Here is a 17,582-nt window from a genome sequence, read left to right as displayed (position 1 = left end):
ACACTGGAGGCCAATGATATGTTTTCAGCGACACCCTTTAAATTCACAGATGAAGAACAGCAATTATTTGATGTCCTTCTCAAAAATCCAAAATCCACCATTCGCGTAATGGATGACGAGAAAACGATTTTCGCCTTAAGAAATGAAGATGATTCTTTGGATCTGGCCCAGGACTACCTTGAATTGCCACCACTATGGGACACCCACATGCATCTCTTAAACTATGCCAATGTAAAAAGCATGGTATCTTTGCATAGAACAAAAAGCGTAGAGGATTGCATAGAGGCAGGGAAGGAACGATTGAAGACTTTTACGGGAGATTTCCTGCTTGGACGCGGTTGGAATCAAAATGAATTCACCGATCAACGATTCCCCACCAAAGAGGACCTTAACAAGGTATCGAAGGAGATCCCCATTATCTTCACACGCACCTGCGGTCATGTAGCCATTGCTAACGATGCGACTATGAAACTCTTAGATGGGAATCAACATCCTGATATCGATTGGGAAACGGGAACCATTATCGAAGCGGGGCTCAATGAACTCTATGCCCTGATTCCATCACCTGATGTGCCAACCATTAAAGTCATGCTCCTTGATGCCATTGAAGATCTTAGGTATCACGGAATCTCAGAGGTTCATACCGATGATTTTACTGCCCTTTCGGACCGAGACTATGAAAAGGTGATTCGAGCCTATACGGAGTTAGACAATGAAGGGAAACTAAAGGTCAAGGTAGTTCAGCAGTGTTTGCTGCAGACCAAAGAAGAATTGGAAGGTTTCTTGGCTAAGGGATACCGAATGGGCCAGGGAACACAAAATTTCAAGATTGGTCCCTTGAAGCTCTTGCTTGATGGCTCATTGGGTGCCAGAACGGCCTATATGCGGGAAGACTACCATGATGACCCAGGCAATCGAGGAATCAGAATCTACAGTGATTTGGATTTGCAGGAACTGGTGGATTTGGCCAATGGCCAGGGGATGGATGTGATTATGCATGCCATTGGCGATGCAGCCATCGATCAAGCTATGGATGCCATAGAATTAACACAAAAAAAATACCCGCGAACGAACGCGAGACATGGGATCGTACATTGTCAGATAACATCCGAGGATCAATTGAACAGAATAGCAAGCTTAAACATTGTGGTTTATGCCCAACCCATCTTTATTAGGGATGATAGTGAGATCTTAGAGAGTCGAGTGGGCAAAGAAAAAGCATCCACTTCTTATAATTGGAAGGGAATGCAAGACCGAGGCATTGAAGTCCTCGCAGGCTCTGATGCGCCGGTAGTTGAGTTCCATGTAAAAGAGAATATGAGATGGAATAAAGTATTAATTCAATGAAAAGCACCTAAAAAGTGAATTTGTAAATTTCATTTTTTAGGTGCTTAACTATATAAACTATTAATTTTTATTTATAAATCGTTCAGATTATCTTAGTTACCAAAAGCAGCCCAATTGCTAGTGATTTCCGTTTGAGATGTGACAGTTATAACTAATGCAGTTGTACTTGATGCGCTTGTTGGCCATTCTTCAAGATAGTTATTCAAGGCTGTTATTTGAGCAGCACTCGGAAGAACGTCGGCAGCGTCAACTTTTGTGAATGTATAGTCGGTTGCATTCGCTGCGGGTGCTGCAATTGTGAAACCATCAGTTGTCACATTTTCAGCTGCATACCAAAGTTTAACTGACTTCACAACTAGATCACCTGAGTTTCTATCAGCATCAGCGGCTGCGGCTGCTTGTACACCCAAATAGTTAGGAACGGCGATTGCCAAGATAATACCCAAGATAGCCAATACAACGATTAGCTCGATCAATGTAAAGCCTTTTCTGTTCTTCAATTTTTTTGTTAGTTTTTGAAACATGTTGTTACCTCCATTTTTTGATTAGTTTTTTCTAAAGTTATTATAGCATGTTTTTGGCATTTCTGCCAAGTCTTAGTGGATAATCGTATAAATTTGTAAGGTTTCAAATCTATGACAATTAACACCCTTAATCTGAAATTACCCATTTACTGGATGATCTAACAGATTACTAGAATAGTTTCTACCTAAATATTACAGAATCGCAATTGGAATGTAAAGAGTTTGGCGGCTTAAAAGATCTTAAAATTGTTATACTTAAATTGGAAAACTATAAGAAAAGATTGGGGGATTGTTATGTCGACTACATTTCAACATCGTGCGAAGGATATCCATGCGGACAACCAAATGTTTTCATCCATTCGTACAACCATTGAAACTGCCTTCTTTGGCAACAATGTTCAAGTGGTTCACGAGGTAGCGGATGCCTATGAGATGGCCAAGCGTTCACCGGGTGCCATTGTCATGGATTTACCGATCTACAAGCCGGAGACTTATGGCTTACCCGAAGAGGCACAAGTCTTGTTGTTCAATGATGGTGCTGTAAGGGGCCGTTGTGCTGCAGCCAGAAGAATCGTAGGAGAACCACGGGTTCATCTCGGTGAGTATGAAGCTTTGCTTCGAGAAGCTGTATATGGAAGCCATTCGCGCAAGATGTATCATGCGGAATCTTATGTGGGTTTAGATGAAGACTTTGCCGTGAAAGCACACCTCTTGATTCCGGAAGGGTATGAAAACACCGTATATAATTGGTTACTTAATTTTCAATGCGTGAAAAATGGTCATGCAGAACGCTATGAACGATCCGTTCCTTTTAAGGGAGAGGGTGACATTTTGGTCTTTGCAGATCCGGATTGGACCCATCCTGATTTTCCTTTGGGATTGACATTCTTTGATACGGAACACAATACGGCGGCGATTTTAGGTATGCGGTATTTTGGAGAATTTAAGAAGGGAACCCTCACACTTGCCTGGGGCATTGCCAATCGAAATGGATTTGCAGCTTGCCATGGCGGCTTGAAACGATACAATCTTGCACAAGAGGAAAAATTCGTTATTGGCTTCTTTGGACTTTCCGGTTCAGGAAAATCCACATTAACTCATGCGCCCCACGCAGGAAAGTATGACGTTACGGTTTTACATGACGATGCTTTTATCATTAATGTAGACAATGGTACTGCAGTTGCCATGGAACCCTCTTATTTCGACAAGACGGCAGACTATCCCTTAATCTCTGATGACAACCGTTACTTATTGTCTTTGCAGAACTGTGGCGCAACGATTACAGATGAGGGAAAGATTGTTCCTGTAATGGAAGACATTCGAAATACGAACGGGCGGGCTTTGAAGTCGAAGTTATGGTCGCCGAATCGTGTGAATAAATTTGAAGAACCTGTCAATGCGATTGTTTGGTTGATGAAGGACGATGCATTGCCTCCTATTCTTAAGGTAAAGAACCCGGCATTGGCTTCCGCCATGGGTGCGACCCTTGCCACCAAAAGAACTTCGGCTGAACGATTGGCTGCCGATGTAGATCCCAATGCCTTGGTGATTGAACCTTATGCCAATCCTTTTCGAACTTATCCATTGGGGCGGGACTACGATGCCTTTAAGAAATTGTTTGAAGATGGAGTAGATTGCTATATCTTAAATACCGGAAACTTCTTAGGGATGGATGTAAATAAGAATATGACTCTGGATATTTTAGAGCGTGTACTTGAGAAACGTGCAGATTTTATTCCTTGGGGACCCTTCGAACATTTCGATATTCTTCCTATAGAAGGCTTTGAACCCAAGTTAATGGATGAGTCTTACAAGGAATTGTTGCGATCACGCATGAAAGCGCGCATCGATTATATCGAAAGAAAGGCCGTTGAGCGGGGTGGATTCGACCGAATTCGTCCAGAAGCAACAAAACTGCTGCAAGAGGTCGTAAACCAATTGATCTGGGAATAAAGAGTTAAAGGAGGGCGAAAGCCCTCTTTTTCAACGTTTACAGGATTTGTCTTAGCACAGATCTAGGCGGGTTTTCAACATTGTGGGAATATTTGATTTGTCTGAAAAATAAAACATTAAATTTACCTGTTGACATTTTATTGAGGGCTTGGTATTATAGATAAGCGGTAAGGGAAACCGGCCGAGAGAAAAACGCTCTAATCCAGACAACAAGCGGAATTGAGCAAAAAAAAGCGCTTGACAAATTAAACGTCAGATGCTAGAATGAATAAGTCGTCAAAAGCGGAAACGCAAGACGTAAACAAAAAGAAATAAAAAAAGACGGTTGACAGTATCTTCCAGATATGTTACACTAGTCAAGTCGCCAAGGCGGCGAAATGATCTTTGAAAACTGAACATGACAGCCTCGAATTTGACCTTTTGGTCAATGAAGAAGTAACAAGAAATACGCTAAATCAAGCAGTAATGCTTGGTTGGTAAAAGCACCCTTAGGGGTGGAAATATTTTTACTGAGAGTTTGATCCTGGCTCAGGATGAACGCTGGCGGCACGCCTAACACATGCAAGTCGAGCGAGAATTATTGGAAGGATCCTTCGGGTGAATGAAGATGAGGAAAGCGGCGGACGGGTGAGTAACGCGTGGGAAACCTGCCCTATACACAGGGATAGCCATTGGAAACGATGATTAATACCTGATAAGACCACAGCATCACATGTTGCAGTGGTAAAAACTCCGGTGGTATAGGATGGTCCCGCGTCTGATTAGCTAGTTGGTAAGGTAATGGCTTACCAAGGCGACGATCAGTAGCCGGCCTGAGAGGGTGAACGGCCACACTGGAACTGAGACACGGTCCAGACTCCTACGGGAGGCAGCAGTGGGGGATATTGCACAATGGGGGAAACCCTGATGCAGCGATGCCGCGTGAATGATGAAGGCTTTCGAGTCGTAAAGTTCTGTTCTTAGGGAAGATAATGACGGTACCTAAGAAGAAAGTCCCGGCTAAATACGTGCCAGCAGCCGCGGTAATACGTATGGGACAAGCGTTATCCGGAATTATTGGGCGTAAAGAGTTCGTAGGCGGTTCTTTAAGTCAGAAGTGAAAGGCAGTGGCTCAACCATTGTAAGCTTTTGAAACTGGGGAACTTGAGTGTTGGAGAGGAAAGCGGAATTCCTAGTGTAGCGGTGAAATGCGTAGATATTAGGAGGAACACCAGTGGCGAAGGCGGCTTTCTGGACAAATACTGACGCTGAGGAACGAAAGCGTGGGGAGCGAACAGGATTAGATACCCTGGTAGTCCACGCCGTAAACGATGAGTGCTAGGTGTTGGGGTAGCGATACCTCAGTGCCGCAGCTAACGCATTAAGCACTCCGCCTGGGGAGTACGGTCGCAAGACTGAAACTCAAAGGAATTGACGGGGGCCCGCACAAGTAGCGGAGCATGTGGTTTAATTCGAAGCAACGCGAAGAACCTTACCAGGTCTTGACATCCCGGTGCCCGGTCTAGAGATAGACTTTTCTCTTCGGAGACACCGGTGACAGGTGGTGCATGGTTGTCGTCAGCTCGTGTCGTGAGATGTTGGGTTAAGTCCCGCAACGAGCGCAACCCTTATCTTTAGTTGCCAGCATTTAGTTGGGCACTCTAGAGAGACTGCCGGTGATAAACCGGAGGAAGGTGGGGATGACGTCAAATCATCATGCCCCTTATGACCTGGGCTACACACGTGCTACAATGGTCGGTACAACAGGCAGCGAAGGAGCGATCCGGAGCGAATCTCAAAAGCCGATCTCAGTTCGGATTGCAGGCTGCAACTCGCCTGCATGAAGCTGGAGTTACTAGTAATCGCGAATCAGAATGTCGCGGTGAATGCGTTCCCGGGCCTTGTACACACCGCCCGTCACACCACGGGAGTTGGTAATACCCGAAGTCGCTGGGCTAACCCTTTTAGGGAGGCAGGCGCCGAAGGTAGGATCGATGACTGGGGTGAAGTCGTAACAAGGTAGCCGTATCGGAAGGTGCGGCTGGATCACCTCCTTTCTAGGGAGAAACGAGAACTGTCATGTTCTGTTTTGAGAGATCATAAGTCTTTCAAAGTTAAAAAGCTACTTGAAAGCGAATGTCAAGTAGGGTGCAAGGCAAGCGCAAGCTTGTGGGTGCACAAAAACCGTGGGGGTATAGCTCAGTTGGGAGAGCACCTGTTTTGCAAGCAGGGGGTCAAGAGTTCGAATCTCTTTATCTCCACCATTTTGTTCTTTGAAAACTCAATAAGAATCATCCAAGCAAAAATAAAAAACAAACACAGCACTAGATGTAAATCGAAGTGGGTGAATGTAATTTTTTTGTCTTTAGAATTCTCTTTTAAGAAACGGTCAAGTTATAAAAAGCATAGGGCGGATGCCTTGGCACTAAGAACCGATGAAGGACGTGGTAAGCTGCGAAAAGCTTTGGGGAGCCGCAAGCAGGCGTTGATCCAGAGATATCCGAATGGGGAAACCCACATACGGCAAACCGTATGTATCCTATGGTGAATACATAGCCATAGGAAGGGAACCCGGTGAACTGAAACATCTAAGTAGCCGGAGGAAGAGAAAGAAAAATCGATTCCCTGAGTAGCGGCGAGCGAAAGGGGAACAGGCCAAACCAGACTGGCTCTGCTAGTCTGGGGTTGCGGACCGATATAAGGGTACAAGTTGATAGCCAAATACCGCTGGGAAGCGGAACCGTAGAAGGTGATAGTCCTGTAGGTGAAATCAACGAATATCTGATCGGTATCCAGAGTACCATGGGACACGTGAAACCCTGTGGGAAGCCGGGAGGACCATCTCCCAAGCCTAAATATTCCTTAGTGACCGATAGCGCATAGTACCGTGAGGGAAAGGTGAAAAGAACCCCGGAAGGGGAGTGAAATAGAACCTGAAACCCTATGTTTACAATTGGTCGAAGCACGTTAAAGTGCGACGGCGTACTTTTTGTAGAACGGGCCAACGAGTTAAGGTGTGCAGCAAGGTTAAGGACTTCAGGTCCGGAGCCGAAGCGAAAGCAAGTCTGAATAGGGCGAATTAGTTGTATGCTTTAGACCCGAAACCGGGTGACCTATCCATGAGCAGGTTGAAGCGGGAGTAAAATCTCGTGGAGGACCGAACCCATATACGTTGAAAAGTGTTGGGATGACTTGTGGATAGCGGTGAAATTCCAATCGAACTCGGAGATAGCTGGTTCTCCCCGAAATAGCTTTAGGGCTAGCCTCAAGGAGAGTATCGCGGAGGTAGAGCACTGACTGACCTAGGGGCGTTTATACGTTACCAAAGTTTATCAAACTCCGAATGCCGCAGATATATACTTGGGAGTCAGACTGTGTGAGATAAGTTTCATAGTCGAAAGGGAAACAGCCCAGACCGTCAGCTAAGGTCCCAAAATATTAGTTAAGTGGGAAAGGATGTTGGACTACACAGACAACCAGGATGTTGGCTCAGAAGCAGCCATTCATTCAAAGAGTGCGTAATAGCTCACTGGTCGAGTGGTCCAGCGCCGAAAATGTCCGGGGCTCAAACTAATTACCGAAGCTACGGCTTGTATCTTTTAGATACAGGGGTAGGGGAGCATTGTATGTGGGACGAAGTCGTACCGGAAGGAGCGGTGGACTGCATACAAGAGAGAATGTTGGCATGAGTAACGAAAGCGAAGTGAGAATCTTCGCCATCGGAAGCCTAAGGTTTCCTGAGGAAGGCTCGTCCGCTCAGGGTTAGTCGGGACCTAAGCCGAGGCCGAAAGGCGTAGGCGATGGACAACTGGTTGATATTCCAGTACCACCTTAGATTGTTTGAGAGATGTAGTGACACAGAAGGGTAGGTAGAGCACACTGTTGGTTATGTGTGTCTAAGCAGGTAGGCTAGTGTGCAGGCAAATCCACACACTATTAGGCCGAGACGCGAATGCGAGGGAAATTTAGTACCGAAGTCGCTGATCCCACGCTGTCGAGAAAAGCTACTATTGAGAGATAAGGTGCCCGTACCGTAAACCGACACAGGTAGGCAGGAAGAGAATTCTAAGATGATCGAGAGAACCATTGCTAAGGAACTCGGCAAAATGACCCCGTAACTTCGGGAGAAGGGGTGCCCTTGAGAGTGAAGTCATACGACGTAAGCTTTTGAGGGCCGCAGAGAAAAGGCCCAAGCGACTGTTTAGCAAAAACACAGGTCTCTGCTAAGTTGAAAGACGAAGTATAGGGGCTGACGCCTGCCCGGTGCTGGAAGGTTAAGGGGAAGTGTTAGCGGTAACGCGAAGCACAGAACTTAAGCCCCAGTAAACGGCGGCCGTAACTATAACGGTCCTAAGGTAGCGAAATTCCTTGTCGGGTAAGTTCCGACCCGCACGAAAGGCGTAACGATTTGGGCGCTGTCTCGGCAATGGACTCGGTGAAATTACAGTACTCGTGAAGATGCGGGTTACCCGCGGCAGGACGGAAAGACCCCGTGGAGCTTTACTGCAGGCTGGCATTGGATTTTGGTATAATATGTACAGGATAGGTGGGAGACTTGGAAGCCGGAACGCCAGTTTCGGTGGAGTCGCCCTTTGGATACCACCCTTATTATACTAGGATTCTAACCATAGGCCATGAATCTGGTCTTGGGACATTGTCAGTTGGGCAGTTTGACTGGGGCGGTCGCCTCCAAAAATGTAACGGAGGCGCTCAAAGGTTTCCTCAGCACGGTCGGAAATCGTGCGTAGAGCGTAAAGGTAAAAGGAAGCTTGACTGCGAGAGCTACAACTCGAGCAGGATCGAAAGATGGACTTAGTGATCCGGCGGTACCGAATGGAAGGGCCGTCGCTCAACGGATAAAAGCTACCCCGGGGATAACAGGCTTATCTCCCCCAAGAGTCCACATCGACGGGGAGGTTTGGCACCTCGATGTCGGCTCGTCTCATCCTGGGGCTGAATTCGGTCCCAAGGGTTGGGCTGTTCGCCCATTAAAGAGGCACGCGAGCTGGGTTCAGAACGTCGTGAGACAGTTCGGTCCCTATCCGCCGTGGGCGCAGGAAATTTGAAAGGAGTTGTCCCTAGTACGAGAGGACCGGGATGAACAAACCGCTGGTGCACCAGTTGTTCCGCCAGGAGCATAGCTGGGTAGCTAAGTTTGGAAGGGATAAGCGCTGAAGGCATCTAAGCGCGAAGCCCCCCTTAAGATTAGATTTCCCATCACTTTATGTGAGTAAGACCCCTTGAAGACTACGAGGTTGATAGGCTGGAGGTGTAAGGGCAGCAATGTCTTTAGCTGACCAGTACTAATAGGTCGAGGACTTGATCAGATTAGAAGAGAGTTTTAAAGCGGATGATTCTTGTTGAGTTTTGAGAGAGCAAATAAGCTTTCTTGACAAAAGAATCTGGTGACGATAGCAAAGAGGACACACCCGTTCCCATCTCGAACACGGAAGTTAAGCTCTTTAGCGCTGAAGATACTTGGTGGGAGACTGCCTGGGAAAATAGGACGCTGCCAGTTTCAACTATTCTTAGGTAGCTCAATGGTGGAGCAACCGGCTGTTAACCGGTAGGCTGTGGGTTCGAGTCCCACCCTGAGAGCCAAAAATGCCGGGGTGGCGGAATTGGCAGACGCACAGGACTTAAAATCCTGCGATCATTGCGATCGTACCGGTTCGATTCCGGTCCTCGGCACCAAAACAAAGGCCCTATGGTCAAGCGGTTAAGACACCGCCCTTTCACGGCGGTAACCCGGGTTCGAATCCCGGTAGGGTCACCAATTTCATTCAAGTAAGACACAAATATGGGCGCTTAGCTCAGTTGGGAGAGCACCTGCCTTACAAGCAGGGGGTCATTGGTTCGAGCCCAATAGTGCCCACCATATTTGGCCTAGTAGTTCAGTTGGTTAGAATGCCAGCCTGTCACGCTGGAGGTCGAGGGTTCGAGTCCCTTCTAGGTCGCCAATTTTCACCATGAAACGGTTGAGTTTCGCTGGTGTATGAAAAGTATTATGCTGGTGTAGCTCAATAGGTAGAGCAACTGACTTGTAATCAGTAGGTTGTGGGTTCAATTCCTATCACCAGCTCCATAGAAATATTATATGGGGGGGTTCCCGAGTTGGCCAAAGGGGACGGACTGTAAATCCGTTAGCTGCGCTTTCACTGGTTCGAATCCAGTCCCCCCCACCAAAACCATGCGAAAGTAGCTCAGTGGTAGAGCTTCGCCTTGCCAAGGCGAAGGTCGCGAGTTCGAATCTCGTCTTTCGCTCCATTTGCGGGTGTAGCTCAGTGGTAGAGCCCTGGCCTTCCAAGCCAGTCGCGAGGGTTCAATTCCCTTCACCCGCTCCAGTACAATTTTATATTGTCACGTACAATCATTTACACATGTGGTGGGTATAGCTCAGTTGGTTAGAGCGCCAGATTGTGGCTCTGGAGGCCGTGGGTTCGATTCCCACTATTCACCCCACATGACCCATTAGCTCAGTTGGTAGAGCATCTGACTTTTAATCAGGGTGTCCGGCGTTCGAATCGCCGATGGGTCACCATTTCAATTTTTTACGCGGGTGTGGCGGAATTTGGCAGACGCACTAGATTTAGGATCTAGCGCCTAACAGCGTGGGGGTTCGAGTCCCTTCACCCGCACCACTTTTTTTTTTGGGGTATCGCCAAGCGGTAAGGCACAGGACTTTGACTCCTGCATTCACTGGTTCGAATCCAGTTACCCCAGCCATATGTGCCTGTAGCTCAGCTGGATAGAGTGCTTGACTACGAATCAAGAAGCCGGGGGTTCGAATCCCTTCAGGCACACCACGAAAGATACTTCATGCGAAGTATCTTTTTTTTTGTTGCAAGCTTTTCGGGGTATCTATATGAGACAGAATAGAATTACTTGTAAATAATTGAAGAAATTGCGAAAGTGAGGGCGTAAAAATGAGAAAAAAAATAGCGGTATTTTGTTTTATAGCGGGATTACTCATTATTGTGAGTCCCTTTGTTTGGGGAAAATATCAAGATATGCAGTCGGAAAAACAGGCTGAAGAATATTTGGAAGAAAGTATGGCATTGCAGTCGGTTCTGGTTAACTACGTGCCGGAAGAGATAGAAGAGCTTGGCGTGCAAGGCTTAGTTGAAGATATGGAGCTACAGGATGGAAGAAATCAATCCGAGGAAGCCTACGAAGATGTTGAGTACCAAACGGATGATGTAATTGGCGTGATTCGGATCCCTGCTATTGATTTGGAATATCCCATTATTGAGGGTACAGGGGATGCTCAACTAGCAAAGGGGATCGGGCGTATTTCCTATACGGATTCTCTTGGGGAATATGGCAATACGGGATTGGCCGGTCATCGAGCCCATCGATTTGGCAGGCTGTTCAATCGACTGGATGAACTGGAAAACAATGATGTCATTCAAATTATCTCGGGTGAGTATTCATACGAGTATGTCGTGTACGAGAAGATTATTGTGGAGCCAAGTGATATTAGTGTTTTAAATAGAAATGGTGATTTTCGTGTGCTTACCCTGGTTACCTGTGATCCAATGATTGATCCAACCCATCGTTTAATTATTCATGCCTATATTCCTGACTAAGAGAATGGATGGAAATTGTTTGAAGAAAGCGTAGAGTCGGTATAATAATAATGAGATGTATTTTTGTACATTTCTATTCACGGTGTGTAAATGGAAGGTAGTGATTTTCCTGTTACGTAGGAATTACCATTTAACCTGCCCTTGATAAATGAGTAAACTCCCCATCGCTATCTTCCTACTCATCTTTTTTTGTAAGAATAAATTAATGCTTAGGTGTCGGATTGTAGTAATGAAAAAGGCAAAACATGATATTGTTGCGCAAAGCTTGGTGCAGAAATTGTCGACCGGCTGCCATTACCGAAAGGATGGTGGTCGGTTTTTTAATTGAAAAAAAATCCAATTATAGAAACAATTTTAATTTTTTCAAAAAAGATCATAATTATGAAACTTATGGAGAAGGGAGGAAAGAATGAGAAAATTATTTAGTATTCTGCTTTGCCTTATTTTACTTACGGGCATTGTAACAACAGGGTTTGCGATAGAAGATCCTACCGCTTTGACAGTGCCTGCTGAGAAGGACGGTGGATTGGATGATGGCACGGACGATATCACAACCGATGGTAAATGCGTTATTAAGAAGCTAACTGTAAGCATTAAAGGTTGTGGAGAACTTTACTTAGACTCTATTAATGGAGATAGTCAAGAGGCTGGGGAAGTACATAATGGTGATATTATAGAAGCACCAAATCATGCGCAGATTATCTTGACAGCAACACCAGGCGATTGTTGTGAGTTTATAGAAGCTGAGGTAAATGGCAACAAACTAACAGTAGGCAGCAGCATGGATCCTGTAACCCTTACTGTCGATTTAGATGGGAATAAGAAATTGGCGGTTTGTTTTAGCGAGATACTTCATTACAATCTTGCATATGGTGTTGATGGAGGCGGATGGATTGAATCCAATGTGTCTGCAGGAAGTGTGACATGTGGAAGCTTAGTTGATTTAACAGCATATGCAGATCCTTGCTGGGGATTCGATTATTGGAGCGGGCTACCGGAGGGAGTTGCCACGGATGCTAGTTCTGTCGACTTCTATATGGATGATGATTATACAGATATTGTAGCCTATTTTGTGGAGCTCGACTTACCAATGTTAACTGTGGAAGTTGTTGGAAATGGTGAGGGGTATACGAATCCTCCTAGTCCAATTGAGATGCCTTGTGATGACTCAATGAGTATAGAAGCGATCGCAAGTCCATGTTCTATTTTCATTCAATGGGAAGAAGAAGATGGAACCCCGATTTCAAGTGAGGCTATTCATGATTTTGCGATTACTGTCGACACAACGGTATATGCTCACTTTGAATTGAGTGATGAAACTTATCCAGTTTCGTGGTCGACTGCCGGCGAGGGCACAGGGACTATTGACTCGGGAGAATTCGAACAAATAAGCTATCCTTGTGGAACGCTAATTGAGTTGACAGCAGAGCCTGATATGTGCTCTGAGTATTCTCACTGGAGTAAAGTCGAAGGTGGAACGGTAAGTGGAAGTACAATTACGTTTCCATTGATGGCGACTACTGCAGTTACAGCATATTTTGATTTGAAGGATGATGTGACTCTCACCGTTGAAACAGCCGGAGAAGGGAACTATGAGGTTTCGACCACAAGTGTTACGGTTGCTTGTGGGGAGCCGGTTTCAGTAACGGCTACACCTGGTGACTGTACACTCTTTAATGGGTGGACGGGTGTACCGGATGAGGTGCTAGATCCGACTGCAGAGACTATTACATTTGATCTCTATAACGATATGACGATTACTGCGAGCTTTGATTGGGATCCTCAGATGAGCACGACACTGACTGTCTTAACAGCAGGTGACGGTTATGGCACGGTTTCTCCTGCTTCAGCAACAGCACCTTGTGGTGAAACAATTTGGGTAAGCGCAACACCGAGTAGTTGTTCGCTATTTGAAGGTTGGTCGTATGAGCCTGGGGGAGAACCCTTCAATTCAAATAGGATGATACCGTATATGATGGATGAAATGGATCAGACAATTTATGCAAATTTCAGTCTGAATCCTCAAGCGGATCCAGTAACTCTGACGGTCAGAGCAGTTGGTGAAGGTGATGGCGATGCTACCATTATTGGATGGGGTACGAGTGCCACGGTTACTTGTGGAACTGTAGTAACTGTAACAGCAACTCCAGGGGCATGTTCTGAATTTTATGGATGGGTTGCAACAAATGGTGCAAGTTGGTTTATGGAAACGGCAGACCTATCAGTTACATTTGAAATGCAAGGGGATTTAGACCTTGAGGCTGTATTTATGCCGCTCTACTATGAGTTGACTATTGCTACGAACGGTAATGGTATTACAGATCCAGAGGGTCCATTAACAGTGACTTGTGGGACAACGATCATGGTTGAAGCGATTGCAGATTCGGGATATTCATTTATTGATTGGACTGGAGATGTTGATGAGGGACAAGAAACTCAAACTTTGATTGAAGTCCAAATGGATCAAGATCGGAGTATTACTGCGAATTTCACTGAGCCTTCGCCACCGCCAATACAAACAGGAGGAGGCGGTTTGATTGTTCGCCATACCTTGACAATTAGTGTTGAAGGAAATGGAACCGTTGATCCATTTGTCGGAAGCCAGAATTACAATCCTGGCACTTTGGTTGATCTGACAGTTACTCCTGCATTGGGTTGGACATTTGCAGGTTGGTTTGGAGCTGATGGAGCGGAAGTTGTTAACGAGCAAATCGAGATGGATGATGATAAGATATTGATAGCTCGTTTCGAGACAACGATCTTGCCAGAAGCACCGCCATTGGAGGCGCCAGAAATTGAAATACCACTGATTGAAACACCTTTGGGTGATGGAGATTTACCGTATACTGGACAAGCATTCCCGATTGAATCTTTGGGGATTGGTTTGATCTTTATGATGGTAGGAACTTTGACCAGAAAGAATGATGATCAATAGAAGAGAGTGGTTTAGCATATTCGTTTATTGAAGAAGTCTATCCGATTAGATAGGCTTCTTTCCTTGTCATATGAGAAAATGTGTTTGATACAGTTAGTTGGTTTTTCGATAGAATCATAAGGACAAAAAAATATTTATTGAGATCTTGTTTGTAATGATTCAAATGTAATAATTAAGGTATAATAGTAATAACTACATATTAATTTTTTCCACTTAGAATACATAGGGCAAAGCCCAAAAAGCAAAACAGTCGAAAGACTGTGACGCAAAGCCATGAGTCTAAGGGAAACTATGATTGTCAGGTTGCTAATTTGAGGCAGCCTGACTTTTTTTATATTCTGAGAAATCATCATAGGTAAAAGTAAGATGAGAGGAGAAAGCAATGAAAAAAACACTGAGTATCATATTAGCTATTTTATTGGTTTTTGGATCAATTAGCAGTGGCTTCGCTGCTTCTGGCAGTGGAACCTTTAGTGCAGATGAATTTGTAAAAGTAAAAGCAACGGGATCCGTACCAGATTCTTCAGCAGGTATCGCCTTTGATGTTGAAGGCGAGTATACAAATAATGGTATAAATTATGATTTCTATTTGACACTTGCTCCCGGAGTGGATGAATTGGAAGTTACGATTATTGGTTATCCCGCTGAAGTAGGTGCAACATCTGCTAGCGTTGACTATGAATTAGGAGATGACCCATATACAGGAGACATTCAACAAGAGCATAGTTTTACGATTGACTTGACAGACGAAGATTGTGAAGATGGAACAATTGATATCGATATCAAATGGTTCCCACCTTCAGGTTCAAGCCAAGAGGTTATGCATGGTAGCTTGCACATTACGTGTACACCTGAAAGTTTTGATCTAGATGTTTCTATCGAGGGCGAAGGAACAACAAACCCTACAGAAGGAACACATTCTTATGAAGAAGGAACAGAAGTTAATCTTGAAGCGGATCCAGCAACAGGCTGGCATTTCGTTGAATGGCAAGGACCAGTAGCATCTAGTGGCAGTGCAGATACAAGCGTTTTAATTGAAGACTACACAGAAGTAACAGCGGTATTTGAACGAAATGAGTATGACTTGCTCGTTGATCACATGGGTGAAGGCAGCACCTCACCAAGTGGTACAAGTACCCATGAATTTGAAGAGGGTATAAACCTTGAAGCAGTACCTGCAACAGGTTGGCATTTTGTAGAGTGGCAAGGACCGGTAGATGATTCACTCGATCCAACAACTACAGTTGAAATATTGGAAAATACTCATGTAACAGCTATTTTTGAAATCAACCAATACGACTTGATTGTGGATCATACTGGTCAGGGGACAACAAGTCCTGACGGAACAAGTAGCCATGATTTTGAGGAAATGGTAAACCTTGAAGCAACTCCTGCAACAGGCTGGCATTTCGTTGAATGGCAAGGACCGGTTGAGGATGCAAATGATCCAATGACAAGAGTTGAAATTTTGGGAATGACAGAAGTTACAGCCGTATTTGAAATTAACATGTATGAATTGGATGTTTCTCATACGGGTAGCGGAAGCACAGATCCGGATGGGACAGGTTTATATCCATTTGAAGCACTTGTTCCATTGACAGCGACACCTAGTCCTGGTTGGTTCTTCGTTGGTTGGACTGGACCAGATGCCGGGGATATTGCTGGAAATGAAATTATAATTGATAACGATAAAGTGATCGTTGCTCAATTTGAAGAAATCATACCGGACATGGTACGATTGACAATTACAGTAGATGGAAATGGAACGACTGTTCCAACACCTGGTTCTCATCAATACACTTCTGGAGCAAGTGTAATTCTTGAAGCAATTCCAGATATGGGTTGGGAATTTGTTGAATGGTTAGGTCCAGTCGCATCGAATGGAAGTAGCCAAACGACAATACTAATGGATGAAGACAAAGAAGTAGAAGCTGTATTTGAAATGATTGACTACACCTTGACCGTGACTCATATTGGGCAAGGGACAACCACTCCTTCAGGTAACAGCACAGTCAATTATGGCGATGAAATTGGTCTGACAGCAGTTCCTGCTCAGGGATGGACCTTTAGCCATTGGACCGGTCCTGTCGCATCACCGGCAAGTGCAAGTACACTTGTAGTTATTGAAGGCAATACAGAAGTAGAAGCCGTCTTTGTTGAAATCCCACCAAATATGGTTTCACTAACCGTAACGCATATTGGACAAGGTTCAACCAACCCTTCGGGAACTGAACTGGTAACAGAAGGTACGGTAGTTGACTTGCTTGCAATTCCTGCAAGCGGATGGCACTTTGTTGAATGGTTGGGTCCTGTGGACTCAGCAAACACAGCAACATCAAGTATTACAGTACTTGAGACTACAAGGGCAACAGCAGTATTTGAACCGGATCAAATAGAATTATACACCTTGTATATCGTAGTTGATGGGAATGGAACAACAAACCCAACTCCAGGTTCTCATTCTTATGAACCTGGCGAAATCGTAAACTTGGATGCAATTGCTGGATCCGGCTGGTATTTCGTGGATTGGGTTGGGACCCATGGATCAGTTGTTTCGAATGGAACGATTGAGATGAATGGAGACCGTTGGATTACCGCATTATTCAACGAAGAAGAGGTGGAAATGGTCACCTTAACTGTAAATATTCAAGGTAGTGGGATTACAGATCCGAATGAAGGTGATCATCAATATCCAATAGGTGAAGAAGCACTCGTTGTTGATCTTTTCACCTCTGCAGATCCTGGTTGGTATTTTGATGGATGGATCGGTGATGTGAATAATGAGCAGGTTGTGATGGATGAAGATAAGGAGATCACAGCAGTCTTTAAGGAGTACTCGACACCGCCACCACCAATCCTTCGAAACCGTTTAAAAATCAGTATTGAAGGCAATGGAACAATAAGTCCATTTGTTGGAAGTCAAAACTATCTTCCAGGAACAATCGTTGATGTTACAGCAGATCCAGGAAGTGGATGGGTGTTTGATGGATGGATTGGTCCTGATGGAGCAGATGTAAGCGGTGGACAGATTCAGATGGATGATGATAAAACCATTATTGCAAAATTTGTACAAGCACCTGCACCGCCACCAATTGAACCACCTGAGATCATTATTCCATTAACTGAAACACCATTGGCTGATGGAGACTTGCCAAACACAGGACAAGCAACCCCATGGTTGACCTTGATTTTAGGGTTCAGTATGGTAACATTTGGATATCTATTTAAAAAAGAAACCGAGTAAACTAATGAATG

6 protein-coding genes, 15 tRNA genes, 3 rRNA genes and 1 riboswitch are annotated in these 17,582 nt (G+C 44.9%); of the genes, 23 read left to right on the top strand and 1 reads right to left on the bottom strand.

Going from position 1 to position 17,582, the window contains the following annotated elements; all coding sequences use genetic code 11:
* Window positions 1–18 precede the first annotated feature (18 nt).
* On the top strand, window positions 19–1,347 hold the full coding sequence (locus AC25CA_RS10115; RefSeq protein ID WP_486813698.1) for an amidohydrolase: 1,329 nt from the start codon (window positions 19–21) through the stop codon (window positions 1,345–1,347).
* A 92-nt stretch (window positions 1,348–1,439) separates the two neighbouring features.
* Here AC25CA_RS10115 and AC25CA_RS10110 read toward each other — a convergent pair whose 3' ends face one another.
* On the bottom strand, window positions 1,440–1,871 hold the full coding sequence (locus tag AC25CA_RS10110) for a type II secretion system protein (protein WP_486813697.1): 432 nt from the start codon (window positions 1,869–1,871) through the stop codon (window positions 1,440–1,442).
* Window positions 1,872–2,165: 294 nt separating this feature from the next.
* Between AC25CA_RS10110 and AC25CA_RS10105 the strand changes: the two genes are divergently transcribed.
* The 22 genes from AC25CA_RS10105 to AC25CA_RS10000 all read left to right on the top strand — a co-directional run bounded on the left by AC25CA_RS10105 (window position 2,166) and on the right by AC25CA_RS10000 (window position 17,571).
* Window positions 2,166–3,824: a phosphoenolpyruvate carboxykinase (ATP) gene (locus AC25CA_RS10105; protein ID WP_486813696.1), complete on the top strand. Its 1,659-nt coding sequence runs from the start codon at window positions 2,166–2,168 to the stop codon at window positions 3,822–3,824.
* Between the two features lie 505 nt (window positions 3,825–4,329).
* Window positions 4,330–5,860 (top strand): 16S ribosomal RNA (locus tag AC25CA_RS10100).
* A 131-nt stretch (window positions 5,861–5,991) separates the two neighbouring features.
* Window positions 5,992–6,067 (top strand) — tRNA-Ala (locus AC25CA_RS10095).
* Between the two features lie 123 nt (window positions 6,068–6,190).
* Window positions 6,191–9,130, top strand: a 23S ribosomal RNA gene (locus AC25CA_RS10090).
* Window positions 9,131–9,204: 74 nt separating this feature from the next.
* Window positions 9,205–9,321: ribosomal RNA gene (gene rrf / locus AC25CA_RS10085) — 5S ribosomal RNA — on the top strand.
* Together the 16S, 23S and 5S rRNA genes with 15 tRNA genes alongside form the textbook arrangement of a ribosomal RNA operon.
* An 8-nt stretch (window positions 9,322–9,329) precedes the next feature.
* A tRNA-Asn gene (locus tag AC25CA_RS10080) sits at window positions 9,330–9,404 on the top strand.
* A gap of 5 nt (window positions 9,405–9,409) precedes the next feature.
* Window positions 9,410–9,497, top strand: a tRNA-Leu gene (locus AC25CA_RS10075).
* Window positions 9,498–9,504: 7 nt separating this feature from the next.
* Window positions 9,505–9,579, top strand: a tRNA-Glu gene (locus AC25CA_RS10070).
* A gap of 26 nt (window positions 9,580–9,605) precedes the next feature.
* Window positions 9,606–9,681, top strand: a tRNA-Val gene (locus AC25CA_RS10065).
* Window positions 9,682–9,686: 5 nt separating this feature from the next.
* Window positions 9,687–9,763: transfer RNA gene (locus tag AC25CA_RS10060), tRNA-Asp, on the top strand.
* Window positions 9,764–9,812: 49 nt separating this feature from the next.
* Window positions 9,813–9,888, top strand: a tRNA-Thr gene (locus AC25CA_RS10055).
* 14 nt (window positions 9,889–9,902) lie between these two features.
* Window positions 9,903–9,988: transfer RNA gene (locus AC25CA_RS10050), tRNA-Tyr, on the top strand.
* A 7-nt stretch (window positions 9,989–9,995) separates the two neighbouring features.
* Window positions 9,996–10,070, top strand: a tRNA-Gly gene (locus tag AC25CA_RS10045).
* Window positions 10,071–10,073: 3 nt separating this feature from the next.
* Window positions 10,074–10,147: transfer RNA gene (locus AC25CA_RS10040), tRNA-Gly, on the top strand.
* Between the two features lie 41 nt (window positions 10,148–10,188).
* Window positions 10,189–10,265, top strand: a tRNA-His gene (locus tag AC25CA_RS10035).
* Between the two features lie 3 nt (window positions 10,266–10,268).
* Window positions 10,269–10,344 (top strand) — tRNA-Lys (locus AC25CA_RS10030).
* Between the two features lie 14 nt (window positions 10,345–10,358).
* Window positions 10,359–10,444, top strand: a tRNA-Leu gene (locus tag AC25CA_RS10025).
* Window positions 10,445–10,454: 10 nt separating this feature from the next.
* Window positions 10,455–10,529 (top strand) — tRNA-Gln (locus tag AC25CA_RS10020).
* A gap of 3 nt (window positions 10,530–10,532) precedes the next feature.
* Window positions 10,533–10,609, top strand: a tRNA-Arg gene (locus AC25CA_RS10015).
* Window positions 10,610–10,729: 120 nt separating this feature from the next.
* Window positions 10,730–11,392, top strand: coding sequence for a class D sortase (locus tag AC25CA_RS10010; RefSeq protein ID WP_486813695.1), 663 nt, complete (start codon window positions 10,730–10,732; stop codon window positions 11,390–11,392).
* A 409-nt stretch (window positions 11,393–11,801) separates the two neighbouring features.
* Window positions 11,802–14,327 (top strand): InlB B-repeat-containing protein, encoded by a 2,526-nt coding sequence (locus AC25CA_RS10005; RefSeq protein ID WP_486813694.1) that lies wholly within the window; start codon window positions 11,802–11,804, stop codon window positions 14,325–14,327.
* A 230-nt stretch (window positions 14,328–14,557) separates the two neighbouring features.
* Window positions 14,558–14,638, top strand: a riboswitch (cyclic di-GMP riboswitch).
* Window positions 14,639–14,709: 71 nt separating this feature from the next.
* Window positions 14,710–17,571, top strand: coding sequence for an InlB B-repeat-containing protein (locus AC25CA_RS10000; RefSeq protein WP_486813693.1), 2,862 nt, complete (start codon window positions 14,710–14,712; stop codon window positions 17,569–17,571).
* Window positions 17,572–17,582: the final 11 nt, after the last annotated feature.

Source organism: Gottschalkiaceae bacterium SANA, assembly GCA_036323355.1.
Lineage (GTDB): Bacteria > Bacillota > Clostridia > Tissierellales > GPF-1 > GPF-1.
The sequence above is the reverse complement of the archived record's forward strand: the minus strand, read 5'-3'. Positions and strand labels throughout refer to the sequence as shown.